Origin of the sequence: Alitiscatomonas sp., assembly GCF_037242085.1 — a bacterium.
GTDB lineage: Bacteria > Bacillota > Clostridia > Lachnospirales > Lachnospiraceae > Alitiscatomonas > Alitiscatomonas aceti.
This window is the reverse complement of sequence record NZ_JAXXBR010000083.1, coordinates 45,726-60,988: the sequence shown is the minus strand read 5'-3', so window position 1 is coordinate 60,988 and position 15,263 is coordinate 45,726. Positions and strand designations below refer to the sequence as shown.

Annotated in this window: 13 protein-coding genes and 1 pseudogene; 1 reads left to right on the top strand and 13 read right to left on the bottom strand. The window is 52.2% G+C overall.

All coding sequences use genetic code 11. The features are described from left to right. Positions 1 to 51 precede the first annotated feature (51 nt). From WIH05_RS08575 to WIH05_RS08565, 3 genes are all read right to left on the bottom strand, one after another. Positions 52 to 1,665: an ABC transporter substrate-binding protein gene (locus tag WIH05_RS08575; RefSeq protein ID WP_022272306.1), complete on the bottom strand. Its 1,614-nt coding sequence runs from the start codon at positions 1,663 to 1,665 to the stop codon at positions 52 to 54. A 247-nt stretch (positions 1,666 to 1,912) separates the two neighbouring features. After that, positions 1,913 to 2,785 (bottom strand): LysR family transcriptional regulator, encoded by an 873-nt coding sequence (locus WIH05_RS08570; RefSeq protein WP_022272307.1) that lies wholly within the window; start codon positions 2,783 to 2,785, stop codon positions 1,913 to 1,915. Positions 2,786 to 2,856: 71 nt separating this feature from the next. Next, a complete protein-coding gene (locus WIH05_RS08565; protein WP_022272308.1) occupies positions 2,857 to 4,050 on the bottom strand; it encodes a M20 family metallopeptidase in 1,194 nt (397 codons plus the stop codon). 1,383 nt (positions 4,051 to 5,433) lie between these two features. Here WIH05_RS08565 and WIH05_RS08560 point away from each other — a divergent pair. Then, positions 5,434 to 5,616: pseudogene (locus WIH05_RS08560) on the top strand (hypothetical protein); the annotation flags it as partial. 69 nt (positions 5,617 to 5,685) lie between these two features. Here the strand turns inward: WIH05_RS08560 and WIH05_RS08555 are convergent. The 10 genes from WIH05_RS08555 to WIH05_RS08510 all read right to left on the bottom strand — a co-directional run bounded on the left by WIH05_RS08555 (position 5,686) and on the right by WIH05_RS08510 (position 15,253). Beyond that, the gene (locus WIH05_RS08555) at positions 5,686 to 6,837 is read right to left on the bottom strand and encodes an aldo/keto reductase (RefSeq protein WP_337425250.1); all 1,152 of its coding nucleotides are present in this window, start codon (positions 6,835 to 6,837) and stop codon (positions 5,686 to 5,688) included. A 27-nt stretch (positions 6,838 to 6,864) separates the two neighbouring features. Further along, on the bottom strand, positions 6,865 to 7,359 hold the full coding sequence (locus WIH05_RS08550) for a tRNA (cytidine(34)-2'-O)-methyltransferase (RefSeq protein ID WP_022272763.1): 495 nt from the start codon (positions 7,357 to 7,359) through the stop codon (positions 6,865 to 6,867). A gap of 1 nt (position 7,360) precedes the next feature. After that, positions 7,361 to 8,527, bottom strand: a complete 1,167-nt coding sequence (locus WIH05_RS08545; protein ID WP_337425249.1) for an aminotransferase class I/II-fold pyridoxal phosphate-dependent enzyme — start codon at positions 8,525 to 8,527, stop codon at positions 7,361 to 7,363. After that, positions 8,524 to 9,006 (bottom strand): Lrp/AsnC family transcriptional regulator, encoded by a 483-nt coding sequence (locus WIH05_RS08540; RefSeq protein WP_022272765.1) that lies wholly within the window; start codon positions 9,004 to 9,006, stop codon positions 8,524 to 8,526. The genes WIH05_RS08545 and WIH05_RS08540 overlap by 4 nt, the downstream gene beginning before the upstream one ends. Before the next feature lie 92 nt (positions 9,007 to 9,098). Continuing rightward, positions 9,099 to 9,668, bottom strand: a complete 570-nt coding sequence (locus WIH05_RS08535; protein ID WP_022272766.1) for a hydrogenase maturation factor — start codon at positions 9,666 to 9,668, stop codon at positions 9,099 to 9,101. Between the two features lie 10 nt (positions 9,669 to 9,678). Next, a complete protein-coding gene (locus WIH05_RS08530; RefSeq protein ID WP_337425248.1) occupies positions 9,679 to 11,358 on the bottom strand; it encodes a VanW family protein in 1,680 nt (559 codons plus the stop codon). A gap of 159 nt (positions 11,359 to 11,517) precedes the next feature. Beyond that, positions 11,518 to 12,294 (bottom strand): 3'-5' exonuclease, encoded by a 777-nt coding sequence (locus tag WIH05_RS08525; RefSeq protein WP_022272744.1) that lies wholly within the window; start codon positions 12,292 to 12,294, stop codon positions 11,518 to 11,520. After that, positions 12,291 to 12,947, bottom strand: coding sequence for an endonuclease III (gene nth / locus WIH05_RS08520; RefSeq protein ID WP_337425247.1), 657 nt, complete (start codon positions 12,945 to 12,947; stop codon positions 12,291 to 12,293). The genes WIH05_RS08525 and nth overlap by 4 nt, the downstream gene beginning before the upstream one ends. Then, positions 12,847 to 14,772, bottom strand: coding sequence for a B12-binding domain-containing radical SAM protein (locus WIH05_RS08515; protein ID WP_022272746.1), 1,926 nt, complete (start codon positions 14,770 to 14,772; stop codon positions 12,847 to 12,849). Before WIH05_RS08515 ends, nth begins: the two co-directional genes overlap by 101 nt. Next, positions 14,765 to 15,253 (bottom strand): dCMP deaminase family protein, encoded by a 489-nt coding sequence (locus WIH05_RS08510; protein ID WP_022272747.1) that lies wholly within the window; start codon positions 15,251 to 15,253, stop codon positions 14,765 to 14,767. The genes WIH05_RS08515 and WIH05_RS08510 overlap by 8 nt, the downstream gene beginning before the upstream one ends. Positions 15,254 to 15,263: the final 10 nt, after the last annotated feature.

Below are 15,263 nucleotides of genomic sequence, written 5' to 3'. Positions count from 1 at the left end.
CTCTTCAAAGAGCCGCTTCTTTCCGAAAAATGTACATATTATATCCGGAAATTATTCGGCTGGAACGAAAATGTTGGAGAAATCATGGTGGCTGGTCGGGTAGATATCGATTCCGCCAGTTCCTTTTTTAACGCCGATGAATCCGTCTGCATAATAGATCGGAATATATGGAACGTGTTCGTAAACATTTTCCTGGATCTGCTTATAATAATCCAGTCTCTTTGCTTCATCCTCTTCTGCAACTGCTTTATCTAATAATTCCATAACCTCCGGGCTGTCGTAATGGGCTTTGTTCACTGCGGAACCCGGCTGTAAGATACGTCTTGCATCGTCGCCGAAGATATTGAATCCCATACCATAGAGACAGGACTGGTGCTCACCGTTGGTAGTCGTGGTACTGATTCCGGCAGAATCCAGTTCAACAATGTTTATGGTCAGGCCAATTTCTTTACACTGGCTCTGGATCATCTCAGCAATCGTTTTACGGTCTGCTCCAACAGAAATATCCAGGGCAGCATTTCCGTTGGGGAATGCTTTTGCAAGATATTCTTTTGCCTTATCCAGATCTCTTGTATATCCGCCGCAATCATAGAATCCAAATTCATCCCATCCCCAGAAGGATGTAGCCTTTTCTCCACGGCCTTCCGCTGCAACAGCGATGATGGAATCAATATCAATGGCATGGGCAACTGCTTTACGTAAATTTTCGTCTTTGGCAGGATCTTTCTGGGTATTGAAAGCCATATATGTCAAAGATCCACCTTTGTAAGAAATCAGATCCAGAGCCGGGTCCTCTTCAATCCTTCCAAGCTCAATGGCAGCCGGCGTCTGACAGATATCGATTTCTCCATTCTGGAGTGCGATCAGGCGGGCCGAATCCTCAGGAATATAACGGAAGGTAAAGCTCTTTGCATTGGGAGCTCCTCTCCAGCTGTCTTCAAATGCTACAAGCTTTGTATAGTTTCCAAACTCATAAGAATCAACCATCCATGGACCAGTGCCTACGGCCGGTCCTTTCTCCGGATCGTCTGTAACTGCCTTTTCGTTCATAATGCTGGCAGTTGGGAGAGTCATCATGTACGGCCAGTCCAGGTTCGGATCTACCAGTGTCATTTTTACAGTCAGATCGTCTACCGCTTCCACGCTCTCTACCTTTAGAAATACACCATTACAGGAAGTAGTTCCCTCCATCCGGTTAAAGGTAAAAACAAAGTCTGAAGCCTTTAATATCTCTCCATTATGGAATTTTACACCATCCCGAAGTTTGAAAATGTATGTTTTTCCACCATCCTCTGTGGACCACTCTTCTGCCAGAGAGGGTTCCAGTTCCTTTGTTGTATTATTAAAATGAACCGGTGTATCATATACCATACGGTACATATAGTTATGCTGGGTATTGCTGGCATCCATAGCATCCACAGTTGTGTGTTTGGACTGCATTCCAATCACGATATCTTCTTTTAATGCCATTCCTTCCGCCGGTTTTGCAGCGTTAATTTCACTTGATCCTGCTGCTCCGCCGCTGTTTCCTTCTGCCGCAGTCCCTGAAGATGCACTTCCCGTTTCTGCTGGAGCATTTTTGTTTCCACCACATCCGGTCAGGCTTCCTGCCATAACTGCCATTGCCATCAACGCTGCCATTACACGAAATCTCTTTTTCATCATACTTTTCACGAGCCTCCTTTTACTGCACCGCCGACTGCCCTCACATCCCTTCTGTTTTAAAAACGCGCAAAAACGCCTTCAAAAGAAAGGGGGAGTTCGTACACCCCGGCCATTTTACTGGTTCGACCTTTTAAAAGCGCTTTTTAATAAGTTCATTATAATTTTGAATGCTTCGTTTGTCCAATAATTCTTGAGAATACAATCCATTCTTAACGGGAATATTTTCTGATTTTTAAAAGTTTACCCGTTATTTTTTTATCATATCAAAATAATCAATGGTAAACTCAATAAATTCTTCTATATTTTCCGTTAATTTCACATCTTTTTGCCGTATCAAATATAAAGATCGGGTAAATTCCGCAATATCTAATGGTTTTAAGCATATACCGGATCCATCATCCTCTTCTTCAAGTTTTCTTCTCCAGGAATATTCTGGCCATATAGCTACTCCCAGCCCCTCCTCCACCATTCGTTTCAATATATAATGATTGTCACACTCGTACGAAATTCTTGGTATAAATCCACGTTCTTTGAACTTTTTATCCGAAACGGCCCGGATACTCCCTCCCTTTTTTAATACAATAAAATCCACATCTGTCAGATCTCTTAAAGAGATACGCTCCTTCTCTGCCAGCTCTGTCCCCTTTTTACATGCAAAAAGCAGTCTTTCATCCATGAGTTTAACAGCATTACTGAAAAATACCTCTGGAAGCGTACTGCGGATACAGATGTCCCAGTTGATCGCCTCCCTCCGGTCCAGAAGAGTGAAAAAAACGTCCGGATGAGTTTCTCTGTATTTTTTTATAAGGGACGGCATCATAAAGGAGGCCGACAATACATTGATCCGGATCTGTTTTCTGGCTCTCCGGTTCTGGATCTCTGCCGGGATTTCATCCAACTCAGCCAGCACTGGCAGGATCCTGGCCTGAAACCGGCGGCCCTCATGGGTCAGCTCACAATATTTTCCGTTCCTCCGCATCAGCTCCACCTGGAGCTCCTTTTCCAATGCCTTCACCGCTTTGCTGATGGACGGCTGGGTCACATGAAGATCCTGGGCCGCCATGGATATGTTCTCATAAGCTGCCGCCCTCGCAAAATATCTCAGTTGGTAAAGCTCCATACCCTGCCCCTCTCTTTCTCAAAGACCAGAGGCAGAAACCCTGTTCCGCCCCTGGTCTGCATTACTTTTTGTTAATGTTTGTAAAAATCCGGGATCTGTTTATCGTGATATTCCTTGATCTCCTTCTGGAAATCCGGATCCGATAAAATATCGTATCCAGTCATAGCCAGTCCCTTGGCACCCTTCAGACATACCTCGTTGGCCTCCGGCGTACCAGATGCAGCCGTATACTCCACCGTATGGGCCTGGATGGTCTTATCATCCGTGATGGACAGATAATCATGGATCGCCGGGATCTTAATGGACACATTTCCAATATCCGAAGAGCCGTACTGTTTTTTCGGATCCGGCCAGGTCATTTCGATCCCCAGTTCATGCATATTGTCCTTAAACGCCTGGCACATGGGCCGGCTGGGATACCGTTCAGCAGAAATATCATCCCAGGCCACCTGTCCTTTGGCTCCCGTCAGCTTTTCCGCGTTAGCTACACACGTTTTGATCAGGTCGATCAGAACCTCAATCCTCTTCATGGTATCTGCCCGGAGACAGAAAGCGCAGCCAGCGCTGGCCGGGATAATATTGGCCGCCGCACCGCCGTTGGTAACGATCCCATTGATATTATCCTGGGGATCAAATGTGGGGCGCATCATGTCGATCTGGTTAAACACACTGATCACCGCGCTAAGCGCATTGATCCCGTTCTGCGGAGCGGAGGAGTGGGCTCCTTTTCCCGTAAAGTCCACTCTTACGGTACATGCCGCCCGGCCTCCCCGGCCTACCAGGTTGGAGCCACCGCCCGAGGGATGCATCATCAAAGCAAAATCCACATCGTCAAAGGCTCCGTTGGCCAGGAGCTTCACCTTTCCGGCTCCGCCCTCTTCCGCCGGTGTACCGATGATGGAGATCCGCCCCGGCAGCTCCTTCATCAAAGGCGCCAGTCCCAGAAATGCGCCTACGGAACAGGTGGCGATCAGGTTATGGCCGCACCCGTGGCCAATTCCGTTTAAGGCATCATACTCCGCCAGGAACGCCACCGTCGGCCCCTCGCCGCTTCCGCAAAGATCTGCGCGGAAGGATGTTTCCAGGCCGCCGTAGCCTCTCTGAACCGTAAATCCATGCTTTTCCAGTGTATCGCTGATAAAGCCCATGGCCTTAAACTCCTGGAAGCCCAGCTCCGGGTTGTCATGGATGTTTTTTGACAGGGCAAGCAGGTCCTCCCGGGCCGCGTCGACAGTTTCCACGATCTGCTGTTTTGCTTTGTCCATATGGTTTTGCCTCCTTACTTTTCCTAAATATGTACATATACTATCATATATGGCTGGTATTTTTCAACAAAATCGCCAAATATTTATCTTTGTTTGTGTGTATGATGTTTTATATGTTTTAAAAAACTTAATATGATTTATTATAACGAATTATTAATAATAGTATGAAATAATCGTCTTTATTCTGCCACATTCTTTTTTCATCATCAAATCACTAGTGGTCTCCATCAAAAAGGAAAGATTTCCATTTTCCTGACGCCCAATCCGCAAATGGTCATTGCTGATGAGCCATTATTTTGGAATGTTTTTCCAGCGCACGGACCGCGTTAAGGCGATGTACACTGTCCGGTCCGCACCGCGTTGTCCTTGTTCTGCTATTTTGATATTCATGCTAACAAATATTTTGCTCTTATAAATCTATTTTCATGATTTTAGTTAGAGTCTATCTGCTTACATGAATTTGACACCAAAACTATGTTTGACCATCCTTTCAGCCTGTTTGTGATGATTTTTTATGTTTATAATGCAAAAAATATGGGAGTATATCGGAAATTCAGGACAAATGCCCGTCAATAAAGGACAAAAATAGTTGCATGAGTATGTCCTAAGGTCGTCAGTTTCATGCAGAACGGTCCAATGGCGTTCCCAGAATTCCTGATTGACAGCGGGGATGCCCTGCAATAGCTGGACGGTGATGTACTGAACATCCCTCTATTTATGGCCGATCAGATAGACCGGCTGATGAGGCTTGCATTGGATCATAGAAAAGCAGGCTGGCATGAAATTTTAATACCATGGCTTTCTGCTTTCACAGCTCTCGCGGCCTTCCTCCTTCATAGGTATTGATCCGGGTGGTCCCCTGCCCTATATATTATTGTTTATGAAAGTGACCTGATGATAACAACAGCTTATTTTCTCTTGTAATCCTTTTTAAGATGTGCTATATTGAAGATAGAAAAAGGGAAAGCCACAGAAACGGCCTACCCTCAACAATATGCTTTATTCCCTCTGAAAAGGGTCAGCCGTCATTATTGCGAGTAATGGCGGCTATTTTCTTCCCTTGAAAATCTCACAAATGAGACCGACAAGGGCAACAATGAATATTCCAATCTGAATCAGGTCAGAGTATGTAACATACATTGGCAGGCCCTCCTTTCTTTCGTCTGGAGGGTTAGCCCCTCCGAAAAATCAGAGGGTAAGCCGCCTGGCTCTGTGGTTTCCCATATCGACATTATATTGCAGGGTTCCCTGTCTGGCAATCATTATTTTTATATTCTGAAGGGAGTCCAGCAGATAGACAGGACCTGGTTCCTCAAAGAGTCCGGCAGACGTTACTTTGAAAATACTGCTTATTTTAACTTTGATGAAAGCAGGGCCAGAGCCCGTGAATCCAAGGAGCTGTTCCCGGATAAAGTCAAACTCCGCATCCGTTTCTTCCTGGATAACCTGCGGCTGGACGGTGATGTACTGAACATCCCTCTGTTTATGGCCGATCAGACAGAGGGACTGATGAGGCTTGCATTGAATCAAAGAAAAGCAGGCTGGCATGAAATTTTAATATCATAGCTGCACAAAAAGAAAGCCCCGGACTTCCCATCTCCGGAGCTTTCTTTTGTGTCTAAAAGGGATACCGCTTTATTCCCCTTCCGCAAACAGCGCCCTGGCCTTCTCCATCCGCTCTGCCACGGGAACATGGAAGGGACAGCGGGTCTCGCAGCCGCGGCAGCCGGTGCAGTCGGCAGCCGTCCGTTCCAGCGCCTCATAATGGGCGCGGACCGATGCCGGGACCTCCGGCTGCATGGAGGCCAGATCATAGAGCTTATTGACCATGGCAATATCGATGCCCGCAGGACACGGCTTACAGTGGCCGCAGTAGGTACACTGGCCGTCGTAGGCGTGGCGGGGGGCAGAGGCCAGAACGCTGGCATAATCCTTTTCCGCCTCCGTGGCTGTTTCATAAGAAACAGCCTCATCCACATGCTCCGGCGTATCATATCCCGCCAGAATGGAGGCCACTGCCGGCCTTGTAAGGGCGTAATGGATACACTGGACCGGAGTCAGCGCCACGCCAAAAGGCGAACGCTTTGCATCAAACAGCCGGCCTCCCGCAAAGCCCTTCATGACCGTAAGGCCCACATCGTTCTTCTCGCAGAGCCGGTAAAGCTCTGCCCGCTCTTTATCAATGCCGCCCAGGGCCTGATCGTACTCCTCGGCAAAGTATGTATTCATATCCTCAGACGCTGGAAGCAGATCAAAGGCCGGATTGATGCTGAACAGCATCATTTCCACGATCCCCAGCTCCACCGCCTTTTTCGCCACCCTGGGGTTATGGGTACTGAGACCGATATGACGGATCACGCCCTTTTCCTTCAATTCCTTTGCGTAAGCGTAAAACGGGCCGTTTACGATAGAATCCAGCTCGTCCTCCCGGTCCACGTAGTGGATCATGCCCAGGTCGATGTAGTCTGTTCCCAGACGCTCCAGGAGATCCGCAAAAGCCTCCTTCACCTTCTCCATGTCCCGGGTCCGCACATACTGGCCGTTCTGCCAGGTGGAGCCCAGGTGGCCCTGGATGAACCAGCGCTCCCTCTTTCCCCGGATGGCTGCCCCGATGTTGCTCCGCACGTTGGGCTCCGGCATCCAGCAGTCCAGGATATTGATCCCCTGCTCCCCGCACCGGTCAATGACCGCCCGGCATTCCTCCGCGTTGTGACGCTCCAGCCATTCGGCTCCCAGGCCGATCTCGCTGACCATCAGCTCCGTCTTTCCCAGTCTTCTGTAACGCATACGGCACCTCCCCTAAAATATAGAATCCTATTCCTTCCATTCCAGCCGGTGGAGATGGCCCTCCATGGTCATCTTCTCAAACCCGTTCTGCCGCAGTGCCTCGTAAAGGAGGACAGCCACAGAATTGGACAGGTTCAAGGACCGGATGTCCCCCCACATGGGGATCCGGACGCACGTTTCCTGATACTCCACCAGGATCTCCTCCGGAATGCCGCGGCTTTCCGGGCCGAACATCAGATAACAGTCCGGCTCATACTCCACATCTGTATAGACCGCCGGCGCTTTGGTGGTGGCCATATAAAGCTTTGCACCGGGATTTCTCTTTAAAAAATCCGCAAAATCACTGTATACTGTCACATCCAGCTTGTCCCAGTAATCCAGACCGGCCCGTACCAGATGCTTTTCACTCAGCTTAAAGCCCAGGGGCTCGATCAGATGGAGCCTGGTGTTGGTCGCCACGCAGGTCCTCCCAATGTTTCCCGTGTTGGCCGGCATCTCCGGCTCGTATAATACAATATTCATTCTACATTTCCTCCAGGCTGGCCACAAACCGGCCCATGCGCTCCAGTGCCCGCTTAAGGTCCTGGAGCGAATACGCGTAAGAAATCCTCAGATATCCCTCTCCGCAGTCTCCAAAGGCAGTCCCAGGCACCACAGCCACCTTCTCCTGCTCCAAAAGCCGCAACGCAAACGTATCGGAGCTCATACCAAACTTTTTAATGCAGGGGAATACGTAAAAAGCCCCCTGGGGCTCATAGCAGTCAAAGCCCATGTCTCTCAGAGCCTTGACCAGGAACCTCCGTCTTTGGTCATAGGCCTCCCGCATCTCCTCCACGTCCCGGTCTCCGTTTCTTAAGGCCTCCACCGCCGCATACTGGCTGGTGGTGGGCGCGCACATGATGGCATACTGGTGGATCTTCAGCATCTGCCTCAGGATCGCCTCCGGCGCGCAGGCATAGCCCAGCCGCCAGCCAGTCATGGCATAGGATTTGGAAAAGCCATTGATCAGTACAGTCCTCTCTTTCATCCCAGGAAGAGCCGCGATGGTACAGTGATGTCTCCCATAGGTCAGCTCCGAATAGATCTCATCTGAGATCACGAACAGGTCCTTCTCGCGGACCACGTCGGCGATCGCCTCCAGATCCTCCTTCTCCAGGATAGAGCCGGTGGGATTGTTGGGAAATGGAAGCACCAGGATCTTTGTTTTAGGTGTGAGCTTTTCCAGCACCTTTTCCTTTGTGAGGCGGAACCGGTCCTTTTCTTCCAGCTCAACCGTCACCGGAACGCCTCCGGCCAGAATGGTACACGGCACATAGGAAACGTAGCTTGGCTGAGGGATCAGCACCTCGTCTCCCGGATCCAGCATGGCCCGGAGAGCAATATCGATGGCCTCGCTTCCTCCCACAGTGACCATGATCTCACGGTCCGGGTCATAGCCCACGTCAAACCGCCGCTCTAAATACCGGCTGATCTCCAGCTTCAGCTCCTTCAGTCCTGCGTTGGACGTATAAAAGGTCCGCCCCTTCTCCAGGGAATAGATCCCTTCATCCCGGATGTGCCAGGGCGTGTCAAAATCCGGTTCACCTACGCCCAGGGATATGGCGTCCTTCATCTCGCTTACGATGTCAAAAAATTTACGGATCCCCGACGGGGGGATGGCTGTGATGGTTTCTGATAACGGGTTTCTCACGGGGTGATCATCATCCTTTCATCTTCCGGTCTTTCGCACATGACGGTTCCATGGTCCTTATATTTTTTCAGGATGAAATGGGTTGCTGTGCTCAAGACAGAATTCATGGTGGACAGCTTTTCCGAAACGAACTGGGCGATCTGGCGCATGGTCTTTCCCTCTACGATCACCGTAAAATCATACGCTCCGGACATGAGATAAACGGAATTCACCTCACTGTACTGGTAGATCCGCTCCGCGATCTTTTCAAATCCCATATTCCTCTGGGGCGTCACCTTTACCTCGATCAGGGCAGTCACCAGCTCCTCCCCGGTCTTGTCCCAGTTGATCATCGTATGGTAGCCGCAGATGATATTTTCCTTCTCCATATCGGCGATCTCATTGGCCACCGCGATCTCGCTCTCTCCCAGGAGAGCGGCCAGGTCCGCCAGATCGATCCGGCTGTTTTTTTCCATAATGGTCAGAATCTTTTCACGCATAACGCGCCTCCTTATGTCCTCAAGTTTCCCCGTCCCCGATCCATCACATATTTTCCGAAGGCCTTCCCCGTATCTTCCTCCGGACAGCTTTTTTATCCCAGTTTTAATACCTCGTCCGGCTGAGGCCGCTCCAGAAACCCGGTGCTGCCAAGACCCGTCATTTTTCTGGCGATCCCCCGCTCCACCTTTCCGATGACCGCCGCCTCGGCTCCCATTTCCCTGAGCCGTTCCGCCAGATCCCATCCATGGTCTGAGACCATCAGCATACAATGGCCCGAACGGAGACGGTAAGGATTTAAATCAAATAGTTCGCATACCTCTATGATCTCCTGGCTCACCGGGATCTTCAGAAGGGAGAATGAGATCCCCTGCTCATAGGCCCCCGATATATTCCAGAGGGCGGCCAGAATGCCGCCCTCCTCCACATATTCCCATTCAGTTACGCCAGGATCCTCAAAAAATTCCTGGGACAGATCCAGAGAGCTCTCCGCCGCCGTTTTAAGACGGTCCAGAAATACGCCATGGAATCTGGCCTCCAGCGCTTCTTTTTTCTTTTCCATGGCAGCCAGAGCTCCCGCCTTGCCGATGCATCCGGCCACCACCAGATCCTGGCCCGGCACAAAGCGTCCCCTGCCATGGGGTTCCCGCTCGATCTTTCTCATTCCGACTCTCCTATGCTCCCGGTCCGGCTGGGTTCCCAGGTCCCGGCTCACCGCCGGGGCCAGGCGCTCCGCCGCCGTTCTCTGCTCCAGGACCTCCAGGACCCGCATTCTGGCCGGGGCCTTCATTTCCTCCCGGACTGCTGTTTCCAGCCGGGTCTCCGGGCATCCCTGGACCAGGCGTATAGCCCGGCCCCTGCGGGACCTCCGCCGGAGGCGTATTTTCCGCCGCCGGGGTCTCCGGCACTGCCGGAGGTGTGGTTCCCGCAGGCGTTTCTGAAGTCCCGCCGGACGGAGCCGCCGGATCCGCTCCAGGCACCGCTGCACCTGGATCCGTTACTGCCGGAGCCGCCGGTCCCACCCGGTAAATGGGCCTGGAGGCGTTATACGTATCCTTATTTAAAAGGGTCCGCTCCTTCAGCTCTCCGTCCACATATACGCACTTATAAAGCTCCGACTTAAGACCCGTATGGCCGGAGTCCACCTTGACCCTGGCTCCCGGGGCCAGGGAATTGTCCACCTGCTCAATGGGCGCTCCGGCTCCCATGACCTGGAGCGTCACAGACTCAAATTTCAGGGTCCGGTTTGCCGGTCTTGTTTCTTTTCCATAAATGGTAAAGGTCAGCGTCTTTCCGGAGGTGACCCCTTCCACATAAATGGGCGTATCGTATGGATTCCGGATCTTGATATCCTTATACGTTCCAGCAATGGCCGCGTCCATGGACGGCTTCACATATCCCACGGTCATGGAATGGTTCTGCCTCTGGACGATCTCCAGCTCCGCCAGCAGAGAAGCGTTATAAAGGGTCGTGGATATCTGGCATACGCCGCCGCCGATGCTGTCCACAGACCGCCCGTTCTCATAGGCCGTGGCCGCCCGGTAGCCATTGGCGACCGTAAAGGGCTGCATGCACTCATATCCCGACAGCACCTCCCCCGGCATCAGCACCCGGCCGTTGATCTTGGCCGCTCCCACCTGGAGATTGGTGGAACGGGAAGCTCCGCTGGTCTTAAAGCTGGTGGAAAAGGTCCCCAGCACGTCCTTAATAGAGGACAGCTCCTCTGTGGTGATCTCCGGCTGCTTTTCTGTCACCACTGCCGCAGCAGAGACCGTTCCCGAAGTGCCGTCCGCCTGGCTCACAGCCTCTCCGATGGCTGCCCCTGTGGCCTCCGGATCCACGGTGGTCCCCACCACCGACGGGGTAAGTACAAATTCACCGTTTTCCCTGGTAATGGAGGCATCAGAGGCCTCCCGGACCGCATCCTCACATTCCGTGGCCACAAACGCGGAGATCTTCTCCGGATCTGCGGAAAATTCCAGCTCCAGATCCACCGGCTCCGCTTCCAGATCCTTTTTCTTCATATATCTCTGGATCAGATTGCCTTTGACCTCTGCGTCCTTTAAGGCCTGCCTCACCTGGTCCTCATTTTTCCAGGCGATGCCCAGATCGCCGGAGCTGGCCGCAAAGGACATTTCCCCGATGGTCAGCGCGACCTCCCGGGCCAGCTTCTCGTCCACACGGCTCTGCACCTGCTCCTCCGCCTCGGCCTCAGTGAGCCCCTCCAGGCTCTCGCCGTCCACGGAGACTCCCGCCGGCATGGGTTCCGCAGCCTGGGCAGGAAATGGCTCTGCAAAAAACAGGCCGGCTGCCATCATCGCAGCCGTACCTGTACTCCATACATATTTTCTCATATCCCTCTCCTTTTACATCATAGACATTAAGGAGCCCAGGATCATGGGGATCACCATAGCCGCAACCACCAGGACCACAACGATGGTGGAGATGATCTTCTTTGTTTTCTTATTATTCATATTTATCATGACTTTCACCTCTTTTATTTCATTTTATCTTTATTCCGGTTTCTTATCCCTGCCCCTCTCATTTTCCGGAATCCTTCCATGGGTAAAGATGATTCGGTCGGTCTCTCTGGAGATCTCATTTCCCGACATGGAATCTATGGGGACAGTCAGCTCTATTTTATGATATTTTAGCAGATCATGCAAGTGTTGTTTTTGCCTCTGGGTAGCCTGCCTTTCCTTTTTTGCCTTGTACTGGAGGACCTTGGGCGCAAAAGCATCCTCATTGCCGGACAGATGCAGCCGCTTCATGGCCTGGTACAGCTCGTGGGCCGCCATGGCGTCTGAAAGGGCCCGATGGGCCGTGTCCTGGGCCGCATGGAAATAGGCGCAGGCCGCCGCCAGGTTCTTCTTTTCCTCCGGCGGCATGAATTTCCGGCAGAGCTTTAAGGTGTCGATGCCGGACCGCTCAAACCGCAGCTTCCCATTGACCGCCGCCTGGACCAGAAAGCCATAGTCAAACATGATCTGGTGGCCCAGGACCGGAAGCGTTCCGCAGAAGGCGATGACCTCCCCGATCACATCCTGGATCATGGGAGCGTCCTTTACCATATCGTCATCGATCCCGGTCAGCTCCGTAATGTGCTCCGGTATGGGACGGCCCGGGTTCACCAGGGTATGGTACGTATCTGTCACTGCCCCATTTTCCACCTTTACCATGCCGATCTCCGTGATCCTCTCCCGCTTTGCCCCGATCCCTGTGGTCTCCAGATCAATGGCCACATAGGAGTCTGCCGCATTCACTATATTCCTCTCCCGTTCTGCCATCATCCCTTCATACCTCCTGCCGACGGACACAGCTCCCGTAAGAAGCACTGTCTGCATTTGGGATTTCTGGCAGTACAGATGGTACGGCCCAGGGTGATGATATGGATATTCCATAGGATCCAGTGATCCTTTGGCAGCACCTCCATCAGCTCATATTCCACCTTCTCCGGATCATCAGCCTTTGTGAGCCCCAGCTTTTTTGAGATCCGCTTCACATGGGTATCCACCACGATGCTTGGATCGTCGTATACATTGCCCCGGATCACGTTGGCCGTCTTTCTTCCCACTCCCGCCAGGGCCGTCAGCTCCGAAAGCTCCCTGGGAACGGTGCCTCCGTGCTTTTCCACCAGATCCTTACAGCAGGAAATGATATTTTTTGCCTTCATGTGATAAAAGCCCGTGGAGTGGATGTCCTGCTCCAGTTCCGAAAGCTCTGCCGCCGCAAAATCCTCCAGGCTCCTGTATTTTTTAAACAGTTCCTTTGTGACGATGTTGACCCGGGCGTCGGTACACTGGGCGCTTAAGATCACGGCGATCAGGAGCTGCCAGGGCGTTTCATGATCCAGATAGCAGCGGTACTCGGTGCCATACTCCGCGTCCAGCCGCGCCAGGATGGCGTCCACCCGTTCTGCTCTGGCCTTCTTTGATTCTCTCATACTCTCCTCTTTCTGTGCCTGCACATGTTTCTTCATATGTGAACCGCAAGGTCCGGGCATTTTTCCACAGGGGATCCCGTTCCTTGTAATCAAACAGGAGGAAGCTCCCGTCCTCCATGGCCTCTAAATGGGCCATGTTCGCCATCTGGCGGCTGTCATGATCCTTATAAGCCGGAAGCCACCTTCTTTCCTGCTCCTCGGTCTGGAAAAACTCCCGGATCCTGTCCTTAAAGGGCCCCTGGTCCATGGCAAAGGACGGACGGCTTTTGGCATTTTCTCTTAAATACAGATCCTCCATGAGCCGGTCCCGAAAGGCTGAAAGGCATGTCTGAGGCTCCGGCGCTTCCCCGCCCTGGCCATGCCCCATTTTCCTTTCCTCCCTCTCCTTTATAAACCCATAAAGGATCTCATATCTGGCCATTCGGCTGTGGCTCAGGCCGGCAAAGCCATGGTCCTCATAATACGCGGCCAGATCCAGGAACAGCTCCGACGGAGAGGGATATTCCTGCTCCAGAAGCTTTAAGGTATTGGAAAACTGGCCGCTGTTATAATAGACCTCCACCATTTCCTCCATGGCCTTTAACCGGATCACATCCTCATAGGAGAGCCAGCGGGTGGACAATACCTCATAGGGCGGCGTCATCCGGTAACGGAGGCCGTAGGCCCCGGCCTGGGATGCCATATAAGAGCCCTTCAGCACCTTTAAAAAGCCCAGCTGGAGCTGGTCCGGCTCCATACGGTACACGTCGTCAAAGGATTGTAAAAAGGAATCCAGCCCCTCCCAGGGCAGTCCGGCGATCAGATCCAGATGCTGGTGGGTATTCCGGTATCCATGGACCCTGTCCACAGCGGCCTCAAGCTTCGTAAGGTCCATTTTCCTCCGGATCTCCCGGATGGTATCCGGATTGGTGGACTGGACGCCGATCTCCAGCTGAATGAGTCCGGGCCGCATCCGGCCGATCATTTCCAGCTCCTCCTGGTCGAACAGATCCGCCGACACCTCAAAATGGAAGTTGGTGACGCCGTTGTCATGGTCCAGGATATGCTTCCAGATCCCCAGGGTATGCTCCCTCCGGCAGTTAAAGGTCCGGTCCACGAACTTTACCTGGGGGACCTTCCTTTCCAGAAAGAAATCCAGTTCCTTTTTCACCAGGGAAAGGCTCCTGAACCGCACCGACTTGTCGATGGAGGACAGGCAGTAGCTGCAGGAAAAGGGACAGCCGCGGCTGCTCTCATAATAAACGATCCTGTTTTCAAAGCCTGCCATATCCTTATAATAAAATGGGATCTCATCCATAGAAAGGAGGCGCTGGGGACCGTTTTCACGGATCTCTCCGGAGCCGTCCCGGTAGGTGATCCCCAGGATCCCCTCCAGGCGGGCCAGGAGCCTGTCCTCTGGATCCTCTGCCGCCAGACGGTCCTCCGCAGCCAGATATGCCTCCGCCACCTGAGAAAAGGTCAGCTCCCCCTCGCCGCGCATGATCCCACGGATCTCCGGCTCCTGGGAAAGGATCCTGCCGCTGTCATAGGACACCTCCGGCCCGCCTAACCAGATCTCCGTTTCCGGCAATACCTGTTTTAAGTCCCTGACCAGCTCATACACCTGGGAAATGTTCCATATATAACAGGAAAAGCCGACAAAATCCGGCTTTTTCCTGTAAATGTCCTGTAAGATCCGATCCATCTGATGGTTGATGGTATACTCCGCGATCTGGATCTCCGCCTCCGGAAGCCGTTCCTTTGCAAAGGCCCGCAGGCTGTAAACGCCCGGATTGGAGTGGATATATCTGGCGTTCACTGCCGCCAGCAGAAATTTTTTACACATAATACTCGATCTTTCTTCCCGTGGGGCTGTACTGGTAATACCGGACTCCCGCCGCATTTAACATCCGCTTGGACGCCCGGGTAGCGGGGGTATCGGCATACTTGTCGCTTTCGTAGATAATGGTCCGGATCCCGGCCTGGATGATGGCCTTGGCACACTCGTTGCAGGGGAACAGGGTCACGTACAGCTTGCTCCCCTCCAGGCTCCCGCCCCGGTAATTTAAAATGGCGTTCAGCTCGCTGTGGGTCACATATAAATATTTATCGTTGTAATCGTCCGGGTCGCCCTTTCCCCAGGGAAATTCATCGTCGGAGCAGCCCTTGGGAAAGCCGTTGTAGCCCATGGACAGGATCTTATTGTCCTCGCTGACGATACAGGCCCCCACCTGGGTGCTGGGATCCTTGGAACGCATGGCCGACAGCTTTGCGACGCCCATGAAATATTCATCCCACGTAATATAGCCTTTTCTCTTTTCTGACATGATGCCCTCC